Origin of the sequence: Staphylococcus ureilyticus (assembly GCF_025558845.1) — a bacterium.
Taxonomy (GTDB): Bacteria; Bacillota; Bacilli; order Staphylococcales; family Staphylococcaceae; genus Staphylococcus; species Staphylococcus ureilyticus.
The window spans coordinates 2,205,255-2,229,096 of sequence record NZ_CP094825.1; the positions used below are offsets into that span (position 1 = coordinate 2,205,255).

Consider the following 23,842-nt stretch of genomic DNA (forward strand, 5'->3'; position numbering starts at 1 on the left):
TGTAACTTATTTTTGACAATTTGTTCAAATTCTCATTATTATGCCTTTTTACGAAGGGGTTTAACTTCAAAAAGTCTGAATTTTCAGATATAATTATGGTGTTAGTTTTCTTATTATATCTGAAATGGGGTTTTTATTATGAGTAAGTTTACTGATCAAGAGAAAATTCAAATCTTAGAAGACTTGATTAGCATTAAATCCGTTAATAACAATGAAATCGAAGTTTGTGAATATCTGCAAAAGTTATTAGCAGAACATGACATAAATTCCGACATCATTAAAATTAACGACAGTCGTGCAAACTTAGTGGCTGAAATCGGTAAAGATGGCCCAATATTGGGCATTTCTGGTCATATGGATGTTGTTTCTGCTGGTGATGAAAGTAAATGGACATATGATCCATTCAAACTTACTGAAGTTGATGGCAAACTGTATGGTCGTGGTTCAGCTGATATGAAATCAGGTTTAGCAGCATTAGTCATTAGTATGATAGATATTCATGATCAAAACTTATTACAACATGGGAAAATTCGTTTATTGGCAACTGCTGGTGAAGAAATTGTAGGTGAAGGTGCAAAAACTTTTCAAGATAAAGGATACATGAATGATGTCGATGCACTTGTGATTGCTGAGCCTTCTCAAGATCGAATTATCTATGCACACAAAGGCTCTATGGACATTCGTGTCACTTCCCGTGGTAAAGCTTCACATAGTTCTATGCCACAGCTAGGTTTCAATGCAATTTCACCATTAGTAAAATTTGTTTATAAAGCTGATGAGGGTTTTGAAAAATTCACTAAAAGCAATGATTTGTTAGGCAATGCAATTATGAATGCCACAATTTTCAACGGTGGTAATCAGGTAAATTCAATTCCTGAACATGCTGAATCTGAATTTAATATTCGTACAATCCCTGAGCATGATAACGAACAATTCATCTCATATTTCAATGAAATCTTAAAGCAAGTCGAAACTGAACAAACGGATATTGATATTGACACATACATGTCTAGACCGCCTGTTTATACTACAGGAGAAAATAAATTAACTGAACTTGCTGTTGAAATGGGAGAAAAATATTTAAATACTACATTACCAACTGAAGCTTCACCTGGTGTTACCGACGCGTCTGATTTACTGGTAGACAAAGATGAAAACTTTTCATTTATTATGTATGGTCCCGGCGCTGTTAATCAAGCACACCAAGTAGATGAGCATGTGGAAAAAGATGTATATCTAACATTTGTTGATTTATTTACAGATTTCTTCTCTACTTATTTAAATAACTCAAAATAAGCATGATTATAAATCGGCCATCATTACGCTTTTGATATAATCTTATAAAAACATAATAGAATTTGGTACATAAATCCTAGAAAAAAACACGCAAATGATTTAAATCAATTCATCTGCGTGCTTTTTTGTTACTCAATACTTCGTATTGTTGGCTCGCTCTTTTATGGGGACAGTTTCAGCCTGTCGTCTTCAACTTATCCTGTTCCCCTCAAGCATCTCGCCAAAATACAACGCATCCATATGTAATTTTACATTAAAACACTTAAAAACAAGTCACTTTGATAATTTAATAAACACTAACTATACTAAATTATCAAGGTAACTTATGTATAATGGTTATAACATGGCTCAACATACACTACCAATGGAAACTTCAGTACTTATTCCTACAAATAATATATCAAAGACATGTGAATGAAATTGTTGAAATACCTCTAAATATATATTCAATGAATTCAAACCTCATCGTGGTGTTTATCATATCAACCCAAAATGTTTACCGTGTTAATATGTGATTATGTTAGTCTATAATCTTTTTTAACTTTTTGATAAATTGTGCTCTTTCAGGAATTGGGAAAATAGGATGAATATGAAATAGTTGGTATCCTGGGATAAAGTTATGGTGAATACCTTGAGCATTTAACATTCGCGATAGCTTAACAGCATCTGGATAAAGTGTTTCTTTGGTACCTATTGAAATAGTCATTCTTCCTAATCCATTGAATGTTCCATATATTGGCGATACTCTCCAATCCGTTAATGACAGTTTGTCAGCCCATAAGCTAATTAAATATTTGCTTCCTTCAACACCTAACATAGGATCAATTTTTTCATAGCTATGAATTTCTGGATGACTAAATGTACCATCTAGCACAGGTGAAATCATCACAATATCACTTGGCTGTGGTAAGTCCAACGTTTTCAAATATTGTGCGAAAGATAATGCTATTTGACCTCCAGCCGAATCGCCCATAATAACAATACGCTCAGAACTCATCTTTTGATCTAATTCATATCTATAAATTTCTTCTAGTAATTCGAAAGTTTCCTTATAAGTTGCGTGTGGAATTTTTGGATATATTGGCATGATTACTTTTGCGTCAAATGCTGTTGCCAACATATCTATATATTCGAAATGATATGGCAGCGGATCTTGAAACCATGCACCACCATGAATGTATATCACTACTTTTTGTTGATGATCTTCTCTATCATTCACAACATAATTGGTTATATCGTGCAATTTTTTAGTATAAACGGCATTATCAAAGTTATAATCCGTGCCTGCATACTCGCCTTGCGTTTGTGCTTTTACAGACGCAAGCGCCTTTTGTGCGTTTATTTTCTTTTCAAATGGCTGTTTCATCTTTGTCGCTCTAATCATTATTTCATACAAAAAGCTTTGATAACTACGTTTTTCTATAAGCTTGGCAAATAAGTATGAAGCTATCACGCTAACACTTGCAAAGGTTAATATTTTTTTTAGCATCTTATACTACCTCCAATAAACGATTGATTTATGACTAGAAGGTTAAGCTCAATTATTAGATAGGTCACTCAAAATATTAATATGTATTGATAACTTATATTAAGTTAACGTTCGAGTATAGCTGAATCTATTGAAAATGATTGATTTATCATCATTGACATATATAGTTCATCATAAAAATGATGATCCATATAAATAGATTCATGTTTAATACCTTCAATTTTAAAGCCTAATTTTTCATAAAATTTAACTGCCGGAGTATTGGTTGTAATGACCGTTAATTCAAGTCTTCTTAACCCTTTCCGCTCTGCCCACTTTATTGTTTCTTGAAACATCTTTGTAGCTAATCCTTGATGATGTTGTTCATTTAACACGCCTGTCACGATGTAACCGATATGTTTAATTTTAGCTAACCTACTAATATGTACAGATAAATATCCTAAAATATCATTTTCATCTGTTTTAACACCAATATAAAAATTATGTTTAATATCATCAACCAGGCTATCTTTATTAAAACTTCTTTCATCAGGTAAATAAAGCATGTATTGTGTCTCTTGATCAATCTTTTTCATGCAAGTATACAGCGCTTCAGCTTCATTCGGACATATTCTTTCTATGCGCATAAATACTCCTCCTCAATTCAATAGATTAATCTTATCATACATTATTTTTATTATATATGATACTTGTGTTTTAATTTACCTCTTTTTTATTTTAGACAATTTATTTTTAAATATAATCCTTTTAAATTGAAACATCCTATTATTAGTATTACTTTTATGTTAATACACTAACAACAGGATGTCTAAGCACTTATAATATACAATTTTTATCTATTTCACTTATGATTTTAAACTTTCATGCATCATGGATAATTGGTGTTCTAACTGTTGAATATCAATAAATCTGCCTTGGCGATGCATTTCTTTACCGTTGAGAAAGATTAAATCAACTGGTACCGTAAATATTGATAATTCACCAGCAATTGCTTCTACATTACTTTGATTAATCACGCCTAACGGTATGTCTGGAAATTCGCGCATCAAGTCTTCAATTTGTGGCAATACCGCGTGACAAACACTACAATTTTCTCTCATTACGTGTACGACTACGAGCGGATGTTTGTTAATAAATGAATGATATTCATCCATAGAAGTTAATGTTTGCGTCATTTAGAACACCCTCCTTAATTATAAAGTGTTTAATATTATGCACTATATACAGTCTGTTTAGCAATTTATTTGCTTTAGACTAAAAAAGTTTTCATAATCCTCAATCTCAATTTATTATAAATTATTATCGAAATGTGGCAGCAATTGTTGAATACGTGTTCTTGTTTCTTCTGTATAACCTTGTAAACCACCCGTATGAATAAACAAAATTGCTTGTTGATCATCATATTTTCCTGCTTGAATTTCTTTAACCATACCTCTAAAAGCTTTCCCTGTATAAGTTGGGTCTAATACAATACCTTCTAGTTGTGCAATGTCAATATAAAATGCTAATTCTTCATCTGTTGCTTGCGCATAACCTAATCCAATATAACAGTCGTTAATGGTGATTGTATCGAATGTGTCTATGCTTTCATCTAAATGATTAATGATTGTTTGCACTTTATTTTTAAAGGCCTCTGCACTTTCATTGACTGCATAGCCAATTATCTTAGTATCAATTTTATTACTGTGCTTACCAAACCATAAACCTGCATATGTGCCACCTGAACCTACGGCGACATTAATAGAGTCAAAATGACAACCTAGTTCAGTTTCTTGTCTTAAAATTTCTTCAAAGGCATTGATGTAACCATGCGTGCCTATCCAATCTGATGCCCCCGTTGGTATCATAAAAGGTGTTTTATTTTTGCCTTCTAGTGTATGTCTCAATTGAGTCATCGCTATTTCTCTAGACTGATCGTCGGCGATTACATGTATATGTGCGCCAAACATAGCGTCTAAAAATAAATTACCTTCAAAAGCTTTCATGGTGCCTTTTAGTACGAGATGACATTCAATTTGATACTTTGCACATAGTGCTGCTGTTGCTCTAGCATGATTAGATGTGATTGCACCGGTTGTAATAATTGTGTCGTATCCATGATCAATTACATATTGTATCGTATATTCTAACTTTCTTACTTTATTCCCTGATATTTCTGTGCCAGTATAATCATCTCTTTTAATATAAATTTCTTTGCCTAAACGTTGACTTAAGTGCTCTAACTTATGAATAGGTGTGGGTAAGTTGGCGACATCTAATTTTTTGCTTAACATTACTTTTAACCTCCTATGTCAATATTTGTTACATGTCTGGAATAAATACGCTTGCCTCGCTATCTTTAGGATAATAATAACCATTTGGTATTGTTTGTAATTCAATCAAACTTCCCCAGGGTGTTTTCACATATACAGTACGATTACCATCTGTATCTTCATATTTTGTATTACTATGAGGTTCAGAGATAGGTCGTCCCCCAGCTTGTTTAATTTTATTAAGCGATGTTTCAAAGTCATCCACGTAAAACGAAATATGTGTATAACCAATATCTTGTAAATTTACGGCGCTTTTTTGATTAGCTTGTGCAAATTCAAACATCTCTATATTAGGACCATCATTGAATACCATCATTCTTTTTTTTACAATTTCAGCGCCATTCTCCAATCCTAATACATGTTCAACAAATTGACCTCCTCTAGGTTCATCCATTTTAGTTTGGCTATCATAAGCAATACGACCACCTAAACCTTCCTTGAAGAAAGCTGTTGCTATTTCAATATCAGGTACAGTTAAACCAATATGATTAATGCCTCTAGCCATCAAGTCCGTAACCCCCTTTTTATCATCTTTTTGTCAGCGTATTGCCAAAGTAAATATGGGTCATTTCAATAATTTAACAATTGCTTGAGGATTGGATACACCAGATACAGTTAAGTATGCTTGATATAGACAATCAATCTTACGTTTAATTATTTTCTGCCAAATCATAATGATCTCTTAATAAAACATAGCGATTCATATCTTGAAAATTTTCACCATCATTCATATCTTGAACGTCAGTTGCGACAAAATGAAAACCTGCATTTTCAGCAACTTTATTGCTAGCAATATTTCGCACATCAGCAATAATCGTGAGTTTATTCAGTCCTAAAATTTTAAATGCATAGCCACATATAAATGCAACACTTTCTGTCGCAATTCGTTTACCTGTATAGCCTTTCGCCAGCCAGTAACCTATTTCTGCTTTGCTGTTTTTTAAATCTATTTTATGTAAATCTATTGTGCCAATCAATTTATCTTCGTAATAGATTAGAAATAATTGACCTTTACTTTCAGCTTGATGTTGTATCATCATTTTTAAATATGATTTTTCTGCATCTACAGTGAGATCCTCTGTAATAAAATCTAAAAATCGAGATAAATGCGCGAAATTTTCTTGAATGGTTTCAAATAATGCCTCGGCCATTTTAAGATCTGGCGGTCTCAATGTAACTTTTGGCAGTATTTCTATAAATGGTCTATATTGCATTGCCTCACCTTCTTTACTAGTGTCTTATCTCATATCTTATTTGTAATTTCTGAATATTTCAACATTTTAATAATTAATAATATAAAAATAGGCGTATATCCAATACTCAATTCATACTTTAATATCAGATACTACGCCTAACAACATAAATTTCAACTTAATTGTATAACTTAATCCATATTGATTAATAACCTATCATCAGGCCTATTGACATACCAATGCAACATATAATGACCCACACTAAAATTAATTTCCAAGCAAATTTAAGCCACTGTGTATAGGATATCTTTCCGACAGCTAAAGCACCCATTAAAATTGCAGAAGTTGGAAATAAGACGTTACTGATTGAATCACCATATTGGAATGCAAGTACAGTAATTTGTCTATTGATATGTAACAAGTCGGAAATTGGCACCATGAGTGGCATAGTAGTTAATGCTTGTCCAGAACCTGATGGTATAAAGAAATTTAAAAAGAATTGTAAGATAAACATCGCGATAATTACTGCCGACGAAGGGACATCTGTAAGCAAGGTAGTCATACCATGGACGATAGTATCTATTACCTGCCCATCTTCTAAAATAACAATAATACCTTTAGCAAAACCAACAATCATTGCACCAAATAAAATATCTTTCATACCTTCTATCATAGCTTCAAAAGTCCCATTGATGCCCAATCCACCAATGACACCTGCAAGTAAACCTGCTAATAAGAAATTAGCACTCATTTCGTTAAAGGACCAACCATAATTAAAAATACCAAACACATTTAATATAATCGCTGCAACAATGAGTAATAAACCTACTTTTTGTCGCTTTGTAAAGCGTGGTGTATCCATCGTTGCCGTTGACTGTCCTTCAGCTTGTTCCAGTTCGTAAACAATACTTTTCGACATATCTTGTTTCACTTTACGCGCATATATCATTACTGTTGTAATAGCTGCCAATAAAATAAAAATATAAATAATCGAACGCAGTCCCCATCCTGAAAATAGTGGCAACTCCGCTACAGATTGCGCGACACCAACAGTAAATGGATTTAACATACCACCAATAAAACCACTTGCTGCTCCAAGTATAACCATTGCAGCTCCTGTCAACGCATCATATCCTAATGTTCTTGCTATAATAATCCCAATAGGAACAAAGATAATTGTTTCTTCTGCTAATCCAATTGAAAATCCTAATATAGAAAATATCGTCATAGTCAATGGAATCATCAATACTTTATAAGAACCTAATGTGCTCATAGCTTTATTCACACCATTTTCAAAGGCTCCTGTTTTATGGACAATACCGAATGCGCCACCTACTAAGAAAATGTAAAATACAATTTCTCCTCCACTCAATAACCCTTCCGGAATCGCACGAAATATATCAAAAAAAGAAACGCCATGTTGTGATACTTCTTGATATGAACCTGATATAACCAATGTTTGTCCGTCTTTTTTTTCACGTGCATATTCCCCTGCTGGTATTAAATATGTGAGCAAACTTGCTACAACAATGATAAATAACAACAATGCATATGTATGCGGCGTTTTAAATGTCATCCTTTTGAAAATTGATTTGAACATTTTAAATATCCCCCCATTAAATTGTTTTTAATTGAAAAATACTGTGACTTAAAACTGACCTGATAAATCAATTTAATAAATAACTATTATAATAATACACTTTATAGATATTATGCTGAATTTTCAATCTATTTTTATATAACTTAAATTAAATTATCAAATCATCTTTTTGAAAAAGTTTTAAAAACTGTATTATTAATCTCTTGATAATTAAAATATTGTGATTTTGTCCGTATATACTTGCCGGGGACATGATTCGATCCTGTAGCATCTCACTCATACCTTTCCCTTGAGCATCAACACATTACAAAACCACTTTGTATTTATTAGATTTCTGTCCAGTAGCAAACTGATGCAAAATTTTACAAAGCAAAAAACGCCAATTTCTATAATATTTCAATAGAAATTGGCGTTTGATTTTAGTCTGAGAAATTAATGTCTCTAAATCTTTTATTTATAATGATTTAGAAGAAGCGTTTGATAGCTGTTGACATTGGTGGAATTTCATCTAGGTCTAATTTTTTATCTTCTGTAATTGATCTATATGCCCATTTTCCATAGTTAATCGCTTCTTCATTTACAATTTTACCTGGTAATGGTGCCGCAGTCTGATCAACGTAGACATTGACAATTGTTGGTCTATCTTGTGACATAGCTTCTTCAACAACATCATCTATTCTATTTGGATCTTTAAGTGTATAACCAATACCACCACAGCTTTCAGCAAATTTTTCTAAATCAATATCTGTAAAGTCAATAGCATATTCTAACTCACCTGCAGCTTGTTGTTCATATTTAATGAATGAAAGTTGTTCATTATTTAATACAAACAATGTCATTGGTAAGTTATACTGAACTGCAGTCGCAAAATCTTGCATGACCATATCAAACGCGCCGTCACCTATAATACCAACAACTTGGCGATTTGGATATTCACGTTTGGCAGCTAATGCAGTAGGTAATGCACAACCCATTGTACCTAACCAACTAGAAATTATAAATTTATTATTTACTGTTAAGTTTAAATAGCGTGTAGACCAAACTGTTGATGTACCTACGTCTATAGAGAAAATCGCATCGTCAGTTCTAACTTTATTTATTGCATCCATTAAACGTTCTGGTCTGATAGGTTTACTTTCATTTTCCATATCTTTAATCATCCAAGCATCCCACGTCGCTTTTCTTTCTAAAGTTTTATTTAAGAAATCACGATTTGTAACATGCTTAGCCGCATCAGTTAATTGCAGTAGCGCTAGTTTACTATCACCAAGAATACCGACATTAACATTAAAGCGGTGTCCAATGTTATTTGGATTTGTGTCGATTTGTATCGCTTTGATATTTTTCTTAGGTAAATAATCTACATAAGGATAATTCGTACCCACCATAATTAATAAATCCGCATCTTGCATCGTTTGATATGAGGTTTTAGTACCTATTTTACCAAGATTTCCTAAATTATAAGGATGTGAATCTGGCAGAACTGTTTTTGCTGGTAACGTTACAATCGCTGGTATTTTAAATGTTTCTATAAATTCACGGAGCTCATCTTTAGCATTTTGTGCACCAGTACCAACTAATACAACTGGTTTTTTACTTTTATTGATGAGTTTAGCCGCTTTCTTAATTGTATTTGGTTTTGGCGCTACACGAGCTGGTGGTGCAGTGTCTACTTTTTGATTCGTAGTGTCTTTAACTTTGCGCGTCAATAGGTTGTTAGGCAAAATCAAGACAGCTACACCTTTTTTCTCATAAGCTGTACGTATAGCTTCGTTTACAATGCCGAAGATGTCTTTATCACTTTCAGTTACTTGATGTTTATATACTGCTACATCATCAACCATTTTACTGATATCAGTTTCTTGGAAAGCTTTTGTTCCTAAAGCGTCACTGTCTGTTTGACCTGCTAAAATCAATTGAGGCACATTATCCATTTTTGCGTCATACATACCATTTAATAAATGAATAACACCTGGACCACCGATACTTAAAGCTACACCAATTTTACCTGTTAATTTTGTATAACCTGCAGCTGCTAAACTTGCAACTTCTTCATGACGAACATGAACAAACTCAATATTGTCTCTTTCAGTTCTTAAACTATCTACGACTGCATCTATAGAATCACCTGGAATACCATATAAGTGATCAATATCCCATGCTTGTAATGCTTTTACTAATGCTTCATTTGCTTTTATTTTTGCCATTGAAAAATTGCTCCTTCCAAATTTTAACGATTTATTTGTTATCCCTTAAAATAGTTAATACTATGCTTTAACACTATTGCTTAATATAAAAATATTATGAGTATCGGGAGAACGATTGAACTTAATAATGCAGTCAAAATCATACCAATTGAACTAAACGCGCCTGCTTCTAAATCAATATCAAGTGCTTGGGCTGTACCAAAGGCATGTGATGCATTACCAAAAGTTAGACCTTTTGCAATAGAAGTTTTAAATCTTCCGAACTTAATCAAATACGCACCTAAAATGCTCCCGATTAAACCAGTTGCAACGATAAATAACACTGCTATTGCATCAACACCACCCATTTGGTGAGATACCTGAATACCTACTGCAGCTGTAATTGATCTTGGCAACATCGTAACAATAACTTCTTTTGAATAACCAAACATTTTTAATATGACATATACAAATGCAAAGTTCAAAATTACTGCTGTAATTACACTGCTAAATATAATTTTACCATTTGCTAATATTTTATGACGATTTTGATATAGTGGATATGCTAATGTGACTACTGTACAATTTAATAGTTGGTGTATCCACTTACCACCGACCATATACTGTTGATAATCTAAGTTAAATAATAATAATACAACGATAATTCCAATCGATGATATAAGGGCAGGGTTTAAAAATGGGCTCCGGTATTGAAATTGTAACTTTTTTGCTCCAACGTACATAAAAACTGTCAATAGTATCATTAACAATGCTTTTAGAAGTACCATCTAATCTTGGCCATTCCCGTATTGTTCAGCTTTAACCATTTTTTCAGCAATAAGACCTGAAATTAAAGCAACACAACATGTGCCTAGAACAATCATAATAAAGAATAAAATAAAATTAATATTAATCATACTAGCGACATCCATAATGCCTACGACAGATGGAACAAAGAAAAATACCATGGTAGCTAAGAAAAATTTAGAACCTTGTTCTACCCATTTTGTCGGAATAATTTTAAATTGTAGTAATAAGAAAAATAATATTAATCCAACGATACTGCCTGCAATCGGAATATCAAAAATCATTTGAATTTTATTACCAATAAAAGTAATACCCATAATAATTAATGCTTGAAACATAATTTTGACAATCTTTAGCGCTACCTGCAATACTCATCACCCTTTTTATTACTTTTGAACTGCTGACTTTTTAACTACTTTGTTGATTACATGACTAAGTATAACGCGCCATTAAATATAATAAAAATATTGTTTTTTCATAATACTTATTACTTTTTTCTATGAAAGCGATTTTACATATTCCAAACAGCTATAATATATTAATTAGATCAACTATTTTTCGATGAGTCTTGTCAAATGACTTTTTTAAGTATCGTTTTTACAGCTAAAAAATTAAAAATAGCGGGAATAGGGTTGAAAATAAAACATTCGTTTGATTCCCAAACTACTCCCACAAATATACGGGTTACTCAACATCATGATTAACGTTTACACGATTATTAACATATTATTGAGTCAATCATTCTATTCAAATGTTGCCCATTCTCCTAGTTAAATACGTAGCGCCAAGCTGCTTCTTTTATAAACGTTGCTTCATAAAATCTATCCACTGTCTGGTTGCATAACTTAAATATTTATCTCGTTTCCATATCACACCTAATTCCCAACTCATGCCTGGATCTTCAAGTGTTATATTTTTAAAGTCACTGTCTAATAAACCTACGATATTTTCCGGTAAAATACTGACACCTAGATGAGCATTTAAAAGATTTTCAATAAAGTTCCATTGTGAAATCTTAGATATTGTATTAGGTATATAACCGGCATTCTTTGCTGCTTCAATAATTTTATCATTCAAGTAAAAATCTTCATTAAAAAGGATAAAGTCTTCGTCTTTTAACATGCTCATTTTCACTTGTTGATATTGGGCAAGACGATGTTCTTTATTCAAAACTAATTTCAACTCTTCTTGATATAATGGCAACGAATGGAAAATAGACTGGTCTACTGGTAAAGTTGTAATACCAATATCAATTTCATCATTAATTAATTGATGTTCAATCATTTTGCCACCATTTTCCACTAAATTATAAGTCACATTAGGATATTGTTGATGGAATTCACCTAAAATATGTATAAATTTATTCATATTCATGACTGCAGACAAACCAATACTAATATGACCTGTTTCTAAACCTAGTAGACTATTAATTTCTTTAGGTAGGTCTTTGTATAAAGATAGGATTTCTTTACTTTTATGATAAAAAACTGAGCCAGCATCTGTTAGTACAAGTTGGCGTTTGCTTCGATCAAACAGTGGCATATCCAATTCTTTTTCAATGTCTTTAATCGCTTTACTTATTGTTGGTTGGGCGATATATAATGATTTAGACGCATTTGTCATACCATGTTGATTTACGACTTCCACAAAATACTTCATATGTTTAATATCCATATATATGCTCCTCTATATTAAACTTCAATTTGTATTTCCTAGTATACGGTTAAATACTATTTTTTCAATCTTTTAATTTAATTTATCATTTGGAACATTAGCATGATTAGTACGTTGACAAGCCAAAGTAACTTGAATGATCAAATTTTTATGCTAAATTTCACTATAAGAGGAGAAAACAAGTAAGTTTCACTTGTTTTCTCCTCTGTTTAGATTAAATGGTTAATTTTTATAAAATTCAAAAAAATTAAGCTAAGTTAGTATTATCTGTATGCGCCTTATCTAAATCTTTTAATTTAATTATTTTAAACCCAATGTAGCCAAAAATGACTGAAATTATAGGAACAGTGTAATTTACAATAGCAAATGGTGCATATTCCATTACCGATACGCCTAGCGTTGATGCAATAAATACGCCACACGTGTTCCAAGGAACGAATACTGACGTCAACGTCCCACCATCTTCTAATGCCCTAGATAAGTTTTTAGGATGTAAACCCTTGTCTTTAAAAGCACTTGCATACATTCTAGAAGGTACAATGATAGATATGTATTGTTCTGAACATGTAAAATTAGTACCAATACAAGAAACAATGACTGATGCAATCAATGAACCAGTTGTTCTCGCTACTTTTAAAATCACTGAAATCAATGCAGATAACATGCCTGAGTATTCCAGCACACCACCAAAAGTCATCGCTACTAAGGTCAATGAAATCGTATAAAACATTGATTCTAATCCGCCTCGATTGAATAATTCATCTACAAGTTTATTACCTGATTCAATCGTATATCCTGTTTGCAAAGCTGTCAGGGCTTCTGTTATTGTTCCACCTTGCACAAAAATTTGAGCAAAAAAACCAAATATAATACCGACGCAAATGGCTGGTATCGCTGGGACTTTGAACGTGACCAATACAATAACTACTAAAGGTACTAACAACAACCATGGTGAAATTACAAAATTATCTTGCATAGTGCTAAGAATTGCATCGATGCGTTTCGTATCAAAATTTTTATTGCCATACTGCATACCAATAAAGAAAAATGCAATTAATGCAATCATTACTGCTGGAATAGTTGTATAGAACATATGCTTAATATGTTCAAATAATTCAACGCCAGATAAGCCTGAAGCAAGATTTGTTGTGTCCGATAATGGGCTCATTTTATCCCCAAAATAGGCACCACAAATGACTGCACCAGCAACCATACCAGGAGAAATCCCCATGCTAACTCCAATCCCCATTGAAGCTACACCAACAGTCGCCATCGTAGACCAACTACTTCCAATCGCTAACGCTACGATACCACATAATATAACTACAACTGCTAAAAAATACCGCGGATCTATTAATTGTAGTCCATAATATATCATCGTTGCTACAACACCACTACCAATCCATGAACCAATAACTAAACCTACAAGTATAATAATAACAATCGCTGGCAACGCATGCCGTATACCCTTGTACATCATTTCTTCTACTTCACTAAATTCATAACCATGTAGCATTGTCACAATAATCGCTACCGCAGTACCTATCATTAATGGTATATGAGGTTCTTTTTCTAATACCGCCACAGTTATTAACATAGTAATAATCATAATTGACAATGTAACAACTGCCGACGTAACTCCTAATGGCTTCTTTAAATCCTGTTTTTCATCGTTATGCTTATCTTTTGACTTTAAAATAGCAAACACCTGCCTTTGTTAATTTATATCATACTTAAAAATGTATGCGCTTTCAATGATGTATTTATAAATTTTTAATGAATTTTATCTCAATTAATTTATTGTTATACTTAAAATTAACAAAATACCTCGCCGTACAATCGTGCTTATAAACTTCAATTAACAATTTAAATGCTATGATTTCTACATAATTAATATATAAAAACTACTAACAAAGGTAGTGTATACTGAAAAAGCCTGGGACGACGTTGATTCGTCCCAGACTTTCATATTGTCAGTCATTAAGTTAGTAGGAGTTAAACATGTACGTTAGCTCAGTTAATCACTTTATGCTTTGTTTAATGCTTGTTGTTCTTGTCGCGATGAGATGACGAAACCTTTTTAAGAAATTGAGATTCCTGTCCCACTCAATGACTTAAAACGCTTTTTATCCTACTTTAATGAAACTGATAGCTATGATGACCTTTTGCAAATCCCTTTGCTGTATAAATCCAAGAACCGCCACCTTGTTCAATATCATTGGCACAAATCACTAATTGATCCGTACCTGGAATAAATGCAGGATGTGTTGAACGAAGCATATGCCCTTGATCGCGTCCTGGTATTAAAATTTGTCCAATAGGATAACCTTTTTTATTAAACACTAACACTCTGCCTTGTCCGTACATTGCAACATATAAATTATCATCACTGTCTATACAACATGAATCTGGCCCTTCATGGCCAGTAAAATGATAAGGTATAGAAGCGCCAAATGGTGCAATGGTTACGCCATCTTCTAGTAAATCAATGCGATGTAATCGATTCGCATTTGTTTCAGTTACCCATAGTGTTTTTTCGTCAGTACTTAAAGCTATGCCATTAGCAACTGCTAAATTTTGAATCACAGGCGTTATGGATTTATAATCTGGCGCAACATAATATACACCACCTTTAGGATTTGTAGAGTATCCTCTAAAATCAGTGAAATAAAATCCACCTTTACTATCAAACACTAAATCGTCCACACAGTATTCTGTATCAATGTCTGACACAATCGTTTCTTCTGCTTTTCCTTCAGCATTAACCGCAAACACGCCACCCGAACGTTCGAAATCACCCAAATAACAAACAAATAGTCTTCCATCTTTATGGATTTTAACAGCTGCAGGATTTTCTTTATGTGATTTAAAAAGCTGAGTGACTTTTTTGTCTGGTAAAGTCACGTGAAAGATAATTCCACCAAATACTTCACAAAGTGTTAAATCTCCATTTCTATTAAAGCATAACCCTTCTAATTGTAATCCTTCATCTGAAATTTCCAACCACGGTTCTGCAGTAACTGTTTGTAGACTTTGTTCCGATGCTAAAAGTGGCACCACAGAATGATTCGTGTAATCATATGATAATGCCGGTATATTATTGCCCATCATATTCCCTCATTTCTTTTAATCTTTTCATTTATATTATATTGAACTCAAATCCCAAAATAAAATATTTATAGTTTAATTCATAATGATTGATTGTACAAAAAGACAGAGTAATGAAAACAATGTATCATCACTCCGCCTTTCATATAAAATGTTTTTAAAGACACGATTACACCTATTATAAAAACATCATTTAATTACTAATGCGCATCTCTCATTTGATTGAGAATCTGTTCTGCCATAGCCGCATTTGCGCTCGGCTTTTCTTTTAACAATTCAGCGACTTTCGTAATTTCGTCACCTTGAGCACCTACGACAATTGCTAATGATTTATATTGTAAACTCATATGACCTTTTTGAATACCTTCTGAAACAAGTGCACGACATGCAGCGAAGTTCTGAGCTAAACCAACTGCAGCTACAACATGACCAAGTTCTTGTGCCGAGTCAACTTTCATTAAATCTAAGGCAGCACGTGCAATAGGTAATACACGTGTCCCTCCACCAACTGTTGCCAATGTCATTGGCACCTCAATCGTACCAACTAATTTTTGACGTAATGCATCATATTGCCAAGTAGCTATGCCTCGATACTGTCCATCTTTACTCGCATAAGCATGAGCACTGGCTTCGGCGCCGCGTGTATCATTACCTGTAGCTAAAACAACTGCGTGAATACCATTCATAACACCTTTGTTATGTGTTGCTGCACGATGAATATCTACTTGCGCTAACACAGATGCCCTTTCCATTCTATGTGCTACTTTGGCCCCGTCACGTCCATCTTTCGATAGTGATTGGACATCTATCTCACCTTGTACTTTAACCACAGAAGCAGTGGCATGGTTAGAAAGAATACTCATCAATATATCTACATCTTCAATTTCTGTTTTTAAATATGCAGAAATCCCCTCTAATATTGTATTTAACATGTTAGCGCCCATTGCATCTTTCGTATCTACAAATACTTTGAGTGATACTAACTGTGTTTCAGGAAAAGTATCTATTTCAACTCGACGATAACCGCCACCTCTTTTAATAATACTGGGATAAGACTCATCTGCAATTTGCTTAATTTTTGGTTCAAGATTTTTAATATTTTGAGATAAGCGTTGGGTATCTTTTACGTTATCAAAAACAATTTGTCCAATCATTAACCGCTCACTAGCGATGACATGAAAACCTCCTGTTTCATTAACTAATTTTGCACCATAGCTTGCAGCTGCAACAACAGAAGGTTCTTCAACCATCATTGGAACAACATATGATTTGTCATCTACAATAATTTCAGGTAGTAATCCGACAGGTAATGCACCTTGACCGATCACATTTTCAATTAAACTGTTAGCTATTTCTTCTGGAATTAAAGGATGTGTTAATAACATATCCTGATTTTCTTTATTCAACCAACCATATTCGACTAGACAGTTTAACTTTTCTTCACGTGATAAATGACGAAAATCTTTGCCTAATGGTAACATCATGCATCCCCCTTTTCTACATATAGTGCAATACCTAAACCGCCACCAATACATGCAGTTGCAATACCATTTTGTTTATTTTCTTGCGATAAGATATTCACTAAAGTTGTCACCAACCGCGTTCCACTCGCACCTATCGGATGACCTATAGCAATAGCACCACCGTATAAGTTAAGCTTATCAGGATGTATGCCCAAATTATTTTTAACCGGTATACTTTGAGCAGCAAATGCTTCTGTCATTTCTACAACTTCAATATCATTTATATCTTTCTTAGCTTTTGCTAATAATTCCGTCACTGCATGGTACGGTGCGTACCCCATATAGGCAGGATCACAGCCAATTTCCGCGTGTTCACCTAATGTTGCAATAATTTCAAACCCTTCTTGTTTTGCATAATCTACATCCATCAAAATAATTGTTGATGCGCCATCGTTGATACTTGAAGCATTCCCTCCTGTGACAGTACCATCTTCTTTAAATATTGTTTTTAATGTGCTTAATTTTTCAACACTGCTATTTCCACGAATACCTTCATCTGCTGTCATTAATTGGCCTTCACTATCTGTCAAGGGAACAATTTCATTATCAAATTTACCTGAGCTGGAAGCTTGCGCCGCTTTATGTTGCGAGCCATTCGCAAATTCATCTTGTTGTGCTCGTGTGATATTATATTTTTCTGCTATTTTCTCTGCAGTAATGCCCATTGGCACATTTAGAAATGCATCAGTTAAACCGTCATGCATAAAACTTTCTACTGGCGCTGCATCTTCATTAAGTAATATTTGGGGAGCATTGGTCATACTTTCAATGCCTCCTACTGCTACTACTTTTGCTTCACCTAATTGAATTTGTTGTTTGCCTAATATAATCGATTTCAATCCTGAACCACAGACTTCATTAATAGTCATCGCAGGTGTAGTATTAGGTACACCTGCGTTGATACTAACTTGTCGCGCAGGATTTTGACCATTTCCAGCTTGAAGTACATTGCCATAAATGACCTGCTCTATCATTTCAGGTTTGAGATTAATTGCTGACATTGCAGCTTCTAACGATTTTGTACCTAATTCTACTGCAGTATAATTACTTAATTTTCCTCTGAATTTTCCTATAGGTGTCCGCTTGGCACTTACGATTGCTATTTTTTTCATTATTATTCTCCTTCTGAACATGTGGTAAATCATTGTATTTTATACATGTGATTTGATATGATACAATTGCTTATTTATTAAAGAAAGGTGTCGATACACTTTATGACAATTGGTATTGATCAAATCAATTTTTATGTTCCAAATTTTTATGTAGACATGGCTAAACTTGCCGAATCTCGTCAAGTTGACCCAAATAAATTTCTTATTGGTATTGGGCAAAATGAAATGGCAGTCAGCCCAATGAGCCAAGATATTGTATCTATGGGTGCTAATGCTGCCAAAGAAATCATCACTGAAGATGATAAAAAACAAATTAGCATGGTTATTGTTGCAACTGAATCTGCTATAGATTCTGCTAAAGCATCTGCAGTTCAAATACATAATCTTTTAGGTATTCAACCATTCGCACGTTGTATTGAAATGAAAGAAGCTTGCTACGCTGCCACGCCTGCAATTCAATTAGCGAAAGATTATATCGCTAGCCGTCCCAATGAAAAAGTTTTAGTTATTGCTAGTGACACTGCGCGCTACGGCCTAGAATCTGGCGGTGAGCCAACGCAAGGTGCAGGTGCAGTTGCTATGATGATAACACAAAACCCACGTATTCTTGAACTAAATGATGACGCAGTTGCATTTACAGAAGATGTATACGATTTTTGGCGTCCGAGTGGACAACCGTATCCACTTGTAGATGGTGCATTATCAAAAGATGCCTATATCCACTCATTTCAAGAAAGTTGGAATGAATATGCACGTAGATATAATACTACACTAGATACATTTAAATCATTATGTTTCCACGTGCCATTTACTAAAATGGGTAAAAAAGCACTTGATTCTATCTTAACTGAAGATATCAACACAGAAACTAAAGAACGATTAACTACTGGATATGACGCGGCAACTTATTATAACCGTTATGTAGGTAATATTTATACTGGGTCATTGTACTTAAGCTTGATTTCATTATTAGAAACACATACCGAATTAAACGCTGGTGATACAATTGGTCTATTCAGCTATGGTTCAGGCTCTGTTGGTGAATTCTTTAGCGGTAAATTAGTAGAAGGTTATCAAGATGCGCTTGATATAGAAAAACATAAAAACCTATTAAATCATCGTACAGAAATCTCTGTTGACACATATGAAACATTTTTCAAACGTTTCGACAACCTTGAATTTGACCATGATGTTGAGCTAGCAAATGAAGCAAAAGGTATTTTCTATCTCGAAAGTATCAATGATCATATTCGTAATTATAATACATTAAATTAAGTTTCAATTCACTTAATCTTATCTCACTTTATTCAGAATGATTAATGACATAAAAAGGTCTATATCTGAATAACTTTATCTAACATCAAAGATTATTTATAAACCCGTAAATGAATTTTTAATATTCACTTACGGGATTTTTTATATAAAAGAAAGAGGATGCCTTTTACTTCACTTACATAAAGGCATCCTCTTTTATCATATTAAAGTCACTATGTTGAAATTTCCTATAAAAATTAATCACGATTTGTTTCGTTTAAATCTTGTGTTTCAATCTCTCTTTTAGGTTGTAACGATAACCCTAAATATTTACGCTCTTCATTTCCATCTTTATATAAGGAAATCATCATTAAGATAACGACAAAACTAAACGGTAAAGCAGAAATAATTGCCGCTGATTGTAATGCATCTAGTCCAGTGTCACCACCAGCTAGTAATAATACGTAAGCGATCGCTGCTAATGCAAGTCCCCAAACAATTTTGATAAATCCTGAAGGGTTCAATGTACCATATGCAGTTTGCATACCTAGCACAAAGGTTGCAGAGTCTGCAGAAGTGATAAAGAATGAAGCAATTAATGCTAACGCAATAATTGATAATATAAAACCAAATGGTAACTCATTAAAAATACCGAACAATTGCGTTTCTGGTGGCATTTTAAATATCTCGCTATGAGCTTGTCCAACATCTATACCAGTTACACCAAAAGCACTAAACCAAATAATACTAATCACAACTGGTACGCCTAATACGGCAATTACAAATTCGCGAATACTACGACCTTTAGAGATTCTCGCAATAAATATACCCACGAATGGACTCCAACTCATCCACCAGCCCCAATAATAAATCGTCCAACTTTTCAACCACTCAGCTTTTTGTTCATTTAATGGTGCTACATCTAAACTATTAAAAATCAGTGAATTAAGGTAATCACCAGTACCGCTTGTCATCATATTTAATATCAATACGGTTGGTCCTACAATAAAGATAACAATAAGCAACAATGCTGCTAAAAACATATTTAAATTACTTAAATACTGGATACCTTTACTCAAACCACTCCATGCACTATATAAAAATAATACGGTAACTACAGCAATAATAATTCCTTGAACAACAGAGTTATTCGGCACACCAAATAAATAATTTAAACCACCGTTTATCTGTATTGCCCCTACGCCTAAAGAAACCGCAACGCCAATAATAGTTGCAAATACAGCTAAAACATCAACAATGACACCAATTGGGCCATCTACTCTATCGCCCAACACTGGTCTTAGCGTTCTAGAAATTAAACCATTTTCTCCTTTACGAAATTGAGAATATGCCAAACCTAATGCCACTACGCCATATACTGCCCAAGGATGAAATCCATAATCAATAAAAGAAGACCTAAAGGCTTGTGCCATCGCTTCTTTCGTTTCAGGATCTGCTGTTGGTGGTGCTAAATAATGTGATATCGGTTCTGAAGAACCATAAAACACCAGACCTATGCCCATACCTGCACTGAATAACATCGCTAACCAAGATACTGTATGAAATTCCGGTTTATCTGTTGGTTTGCCTAATTTCAATTTTCCAATAGGACTGAATACTAAAAATACACAAAAACCTAAAATTACTGTATACAGTAACATATAATACCAACCAAACGTTTTCGTCACCCAAGAAGAAATAACACCAGTAATTTCCCCAAATTTAGCTGGAAAAATAGCTCCAATAACTACTAATAAGCCTACGACTAGTGCTGAATAAATAAACACACTAGAAAACGACTTTTTTGTATTATCCAAATTTTCCACCCCTCTAATAATAATAAAAAAGACGTTTTATAGGATAACACACTGAGCAAGAGAAACAACTTTATATTTTCAGAAAATTTTATTGATAAAAAATACAAAATGTATAAAATAATAATATTTATTTACAATAATTTTCAGTCATGCGCAGATTTACGCTTAAGGTTTCGTACTATATTTTGGTCTGTAAAGCGGTTGCATATCTACTTTTTCCAATTTCAACAACTCTATTTTTGTATCAATGCCACCACCGTATCCAGTAAGACTGCCGTTTTTTCCAACGACTCTATGACATGGAATTATAATAGAAATCGGATTTGTACCAACCGCACCACCAACTGCTTGTGAAGACATATTTGGCTTATTTCTTTTAATACCTATTTCTTTAGCAATTTCACCATAAGTAACAGTCTCTCCATATGGTATTTTCAATAAAACATCCCAAACTTGCTCTCTAAATTCGGTTCCTATAGGTTTCAGTGCAAAATCAATTTTCGGGTTATTTCCTGAAAAATATTTATCGAGCCAACTAATAACTTTTTCAAAAACTGGTAATTCCGCTTCTGTTAATGCCTCGTCATAATTTGATTCGAAATCTTCGTGTTTCGGTAACCACAAGCCGGTAATTGCTTCACCATCTGACGTAAGTACAATCCGACCAATCGGTGACTCATAATATGTTTTATAGTGCATCATACCACTTCTTTCTAGTATATTTTGTGATTATCATAATCTTTTTATATTTTAATGTAAAATAGATACAGTTGATACAAGTCATGATAGAAAAACACGGTAATCGCGCTTTAAGTCATTGTGTAGCAACAAGATTAGTTATACTTATTAACAACATTTTGTCATGATATATATTCCTCATAATCACTCCATTTCACATGTTTAATAAAAAAAGGCGTGGAACGAATCATAATATCAGACTCAACCTAGCGATTAATAAACGAAATACCCTTCACTGACTGACTTTCCGTGTTGGTATAACAAGTGCACTTGCTAATACACCACATAATACTAAACAAGTCCCCATGATAAAACCTACACCCGCTGCAATGTGTATGCTATGACCACTTTGAATTATACCAGTAAAAATAGAAGTCATAATTGCTATACCGAATGCACCGCCTAATGTAGATCCCATTTTAAAAATCCCTGAAGCAACACCTACTTTTTCCGGTGGAGTCGTAGAAACCGCCGTACTTAAAGCTGGTGTCGCAAATAATCCTGTACCGCCACCAAAACATATAGCACCAATTAGCGCTACAACAACATAAAGTGTAGTATCAAAAAATGTCAAACTGAACATTAATACACCTAAGCCAGTAAATATTGGGCCAATAATCATTGCGCGTTTTGCACCAAATCTTTTAATACTCTTCTCACCTAAGCGAATGACTAGCAATAATGAAATTAAATAAGGTAAAGTTAACAATCCTGCTTGGAAAGCTGTTAATTTCAAGCCGGATTGTACGTACATATTTAATAAAGCAATCACACCTACACCAGTATTCAATAAAAAGTTAGCTAAAACGGCACCAATATAAGGTCTATTTTTAAATAAATCTAAATCGATAAACGGCACCTTTTTGACACGTTCTACTTTGAAAAATATGTATATACAAATTAAAAATATGACAAATAAGATTACTGTTACAGCATTTAACCAACCTATTTTATAACCTTGCGTGATGACAAAACTAATGCTACCAATCATAATAATAAAAATGATTAAACCGATATAATCAAACGGGCTCGTTTCTGCTTTATTAATCCGACTTTCTGGTAATTTGCGCAGTAAAACTAAAGCTACAATTGATAATATGATCGATAATATAAAAATAGACTGCCAAAAAATAAATGTAGCCAGTGCTCCTGCAAAAAAGGAAGATAACCCAGTACCACCAAATGCACCGATTGACCAAAAACTGAGTGCTTTTTGTCTATCGTCACCATCAAAAAAATCGTTCACTATAGAAATTGTGGCTGGCATGATAATCGCTGCAGAAAGTCCCTGTACAATACGACCAAGTAGTAGCATTACAACATTTCCTGAAACAATCAACATCAAAGAACCAACAATATTTAACACTAAAGCAATTCTCGTCAATTTCACTTTACCAAATTTATCTGATATATTCCCAGCTACTACCATAAATACACCTGTTACAAATGAGGTTAGACTCACTGAAATATTTACGATATCCGGACTCGCATCAAAAGTAGTTTGTATTTTAGGTCCAATATTTAAAAATGCTTGGGCAAATAACCAGTATGTTAATATAGATAAAACAATGCCAGTTAATAACTTACTACCTGAAACTTTTTCTATTTTCACTGTCATAAAAGCATCCCCTATTTCAATGTTAATAACGATATATTCATTCATGTATTTTACAAATCTGAAAATTTCAACCAGTGATAATACAATTTATAAAAATACATATAATTAAAATATT

At 33.4% G+C, this 23,842-nt stretch carries 20 protein-coding genes and 1 pseudogene; 3 read left to right on the forward strand and 18 right to left on the reverse strand.

Annotated elements, in window-relative coordinates:
* The first annotated feature begins 138 nt into the window (after nt 1-138).
* Complete coding sequence (locus tag MUA21_RS10970) at nt 139-1,296, forward strand: ArgE/DapE family deacylase (RefSeq protein WP_064209257.1); 1,158 nt, start codon at nt 139-141, stop codon at nt 1,294-1,296.
* Between the two features lie 325 nt (nt 1,297-1,621).
* Nucleotides 1,622-1,795, forward strand: a pseudogene (locus MUA21_RS13370) (IS5/IS1182 family transposase); the annotation flags it as partial.
* Nucleotides 1,796-1,816: 21 nt separating this feature from the next.
* Here MUA21_RS13370 and MUA21_RS10975 read toward each other — a convergent pair.
* The 15 genes from MUA21_RS10975 to MUA21_RS11045 all read right to left on the reverse strand — a co-directional run bounded on the left by MUA21_RS10975 (nt 1,817) and on the right by MUA21_RS11045 (nt 18,300).
* Nucleotides 1,817-2,785, reverse strand: coding sequence for an alpha/beta hydrolase fold domain-containing protein (locus MUA21_RS10975; protein WP_107525241.1), 969 nt, complete (start codon nt 2,783-2,785; stop codon nt 1,817-1,819).
* A 104-nt stretch (nt 2,786-2,889) separates the two neighbouring features.
* Nucleotides 2,890-3,411 carry a GNAT family N-acetyltransferase gene (locus tag MUA21_RS10980; protein WP_046206756.1) on the reverse strand — a complete coding sequence of 174 codons (522 nt, stop codon included), beginning with the start codon at nt 3,409-3,411 and terminating at the stop codon, nt 2,890-2,892.
* Nucleotides 3,412-3,630: 219 nt separating this feature from the next.
* Nucleotides 3,631-3,960, reverse strand: a complete 330-nt coding sequence (locus MUA21_RS10985) for a thioredoxin family protein (protein ID WP_262561269.1) — start codon at nt 3,958-3,960, stop codon at nt 3,631-3,633.
* 114 nt (nt 3,961-4,074) lie between these two features.
* Nucleotides 4,075-5,058 carry a D-cysteine desulfhydrase family protein gene (locus MUA21_RS10990; RefSeq protein ID WP_262561270.1) on the reverse strand — a complete coding sequence of 328 codons (984 nt, stop codon included), beginning with the start codon at nt 5,056-5,058 and terminating at the stop codon, nt 4,075-4,077.
* Nucleotides 5,059-5,086: 28 nt separating this feature from the next.
* On the reverse strand, nt 5,087-5,602 hold the full coding sequence (locus tag MUA21_RS10995; protein ID WP_107525246.1) for a VOC family protein: 516 nt from the start codon (nt 5,600-5,602) through the stop codon (nt 5,087-5,089).
* A gap of 145 nt (nt 5,603-5,747) precedes the next feature.
* Nucleotides 5,748-6,311, reverse strand: coding sequence for a GNAT family N-acetyltransferase (locus MUA21_RS11000; protein WP_107525247.1), 564 nt, complete (start codon nt 6,309-6,311; stop codon nt 5,748-5,750).
* A gap of 184 nt (nt 6,312-6,495) precedes the next feature.
* On the reverse strand, nt 6,496-7,890 hold the full coding sequence (locus MUA21_RS11005; RefSeq protein ID WP_262561271.1) for a YfcC family protein: 1,395 nt from the start codon (nt 7,888-7,890) through the stop codon (nt 6,496-6,498).
* Between the two features lie 464 nt (nt 7,891-8,354).
* On the reverse strand, nt 8,355-10,097 hold the full coding sequence (locus tag MUA21_RS11010; protein ID WP_107525249.1) for a pyruvate oxidase: 1,743 nt from the start codon (nt 10,095-10,097) through the stop codon (nt 8,355-8,357).
* Between the two features lie 80 nt (nt 10,098-10,177).
* Nucleotides 10,178-10,864: an LrgB family protein gene (locus tag MUA21_RS11015; RefSeq protein ID WP_107525250.1), complete on the reverse strand. Its 687-nt coding sequence runs from the start codon at nt 10,862-10,864 to the stop codon at nt 10,178-10,180.
* Nucleotides 10,865-11,251 (reverse strand): CidA/LrgA family protein, encoded by a 387-nt coding sequence (locus MUA21_RS11020; protein WP_107525252.1) that lies wholly within the window; start codon nt 11,249-11,251, stop codon nt 10,865-10,867.
* Nucleotides 11,252-11,681: 430 nt separating this feature from the next.
* Nucleotides 11,682-12,557, reverse strand: a complete 876-nt coding sequence (cidR, locus tag MUA21_RS11025) for a cidABC operon transcriptional activator CidR (protein ID WP_046206747.1) — start codon at nt 12,555-12,557, stop codon at nt 11,682-11,684.
* Between the two features lie 247 nt (nt 12,558-12,804).
* Complete coding sequence (gene nhaC, locus MUA21_RS11030) at nt 12,805-14,265, reverse strand: Na+/H+ antiporter NhaC (RefSeq protein ID WP_107525254.1); 1,461 nt, start codon at nt 14,263-14,265, stop codon at nt 12,805-12,807.
* A 428-nt stretch (nt 14,266-14,693) separates the two neighbouring features.
* A complete protein-coding gene (locus MUA21_RS11035) occupies nt 14,694-15,668 on the reverse strand; it encodes an SMP-30/gluconolactonase/LRE family protein (RefSeq protein ID WP_107525255.1) in 975 nt (324 codons plus the stop codon).
* Between the two features lie 197 nt (nt 15,669-15,865).
* Nucleotides 15,866-17,146: a hydroxymethylglutaryl-CoA reductase, degradative gene (locus MUA21_RS11040; protein ID WP_107525257.1), complete on the reverse strand. Its 1,281-nt coding sequence runs from the start codon at nt 17,144-17,146 to the stop codon at nt 15,866-15,868.
* A complete protein-coding gene (locus tag MUA21_RS11045; RefSeq protein WP_107525258.1) occupies nt 17,146-18,300 on the reverse strand; it encodes a thiolase family protein in 1,155 nt (384 codons plus the stop codon). The genes MUA21_RS11040 and MUA21_RS11045 overlap by 1 nt, the downstream gene beginning before the upstream one ends.
* Nucleotides 18,301-18,402: 102 nt before the next feature.
* On the opposite strand from MUA21_RS11045, the gene MUA21_RS11050 reads away from it, so the two are divergent.
* Nucleotides 18,403-19,575, forward strand: coding sequence for a hydroxymethylglutaryl-CoA synthase (locus MUA21_RS11050; protein ID WP_262561273.1), 1,173 nt, complete (start codon nt 18,403-18,405; stop codon nt 19,573-19,575).
* A gap of 236 nt (nt 19,576-19,811) precedes the next feature.
* Here MUA21_RS11050 and MUA21_RS11055 read toward each other — a convergent pair whose 3' ends face one another.
* The 3 genes from MUA21_RS11055 to MUA21_RS11065 all read right to left on the reverse strand — a co-directional run bounded on the left by MUA21_RS11055 (nt 19,812) and on the right by MUA21_RS11065 (nt 23,727).
* Nucleotides 19,812-21,371: a BCCT family transporter gene (locus MUA21_RS11055; RefSeq protein ID WP_107525261.1), complete on the reverse strand. Its 1,560-nt coding sequence runs from the start codon at nt 21,369-21,371 to the stop codon at nt 19,812-19,814.
* Between the two features lie 165 nt (nt 21,372-21,536).
* Nucleotides 21,537-22,070 carry a methylated-DNA--[protein]-cysteine S-methyltransferase gene (locus tag MUA21_RS11060; RefSeq protein ID WP_258085556.1) on the reverse strand — a complete coding sequence of 178 codons (534 nt, stop codon included), beginning with the start codon at nt 22,068-22,070 and terminating at the stop codon, nt 21,537-21,539.
* Nucleotides 22,071-22,341: 271 nt separating this feature from the next.
* The gene (locus MUA21_RS11065; RefSeq protein ID WP_262561274.1) at nt 22,342-23,727 is read right to left on the reverse strand and encodes an MFS transporter; all 1,386 of its coding nucleotides are present in this window, start codon (nt 23,725-23,727) and stop codon (nt 22,342-22,344) included.
* Between the last annotated feature and the right edge of the window lie 115 nt (nt 23,728-23,842).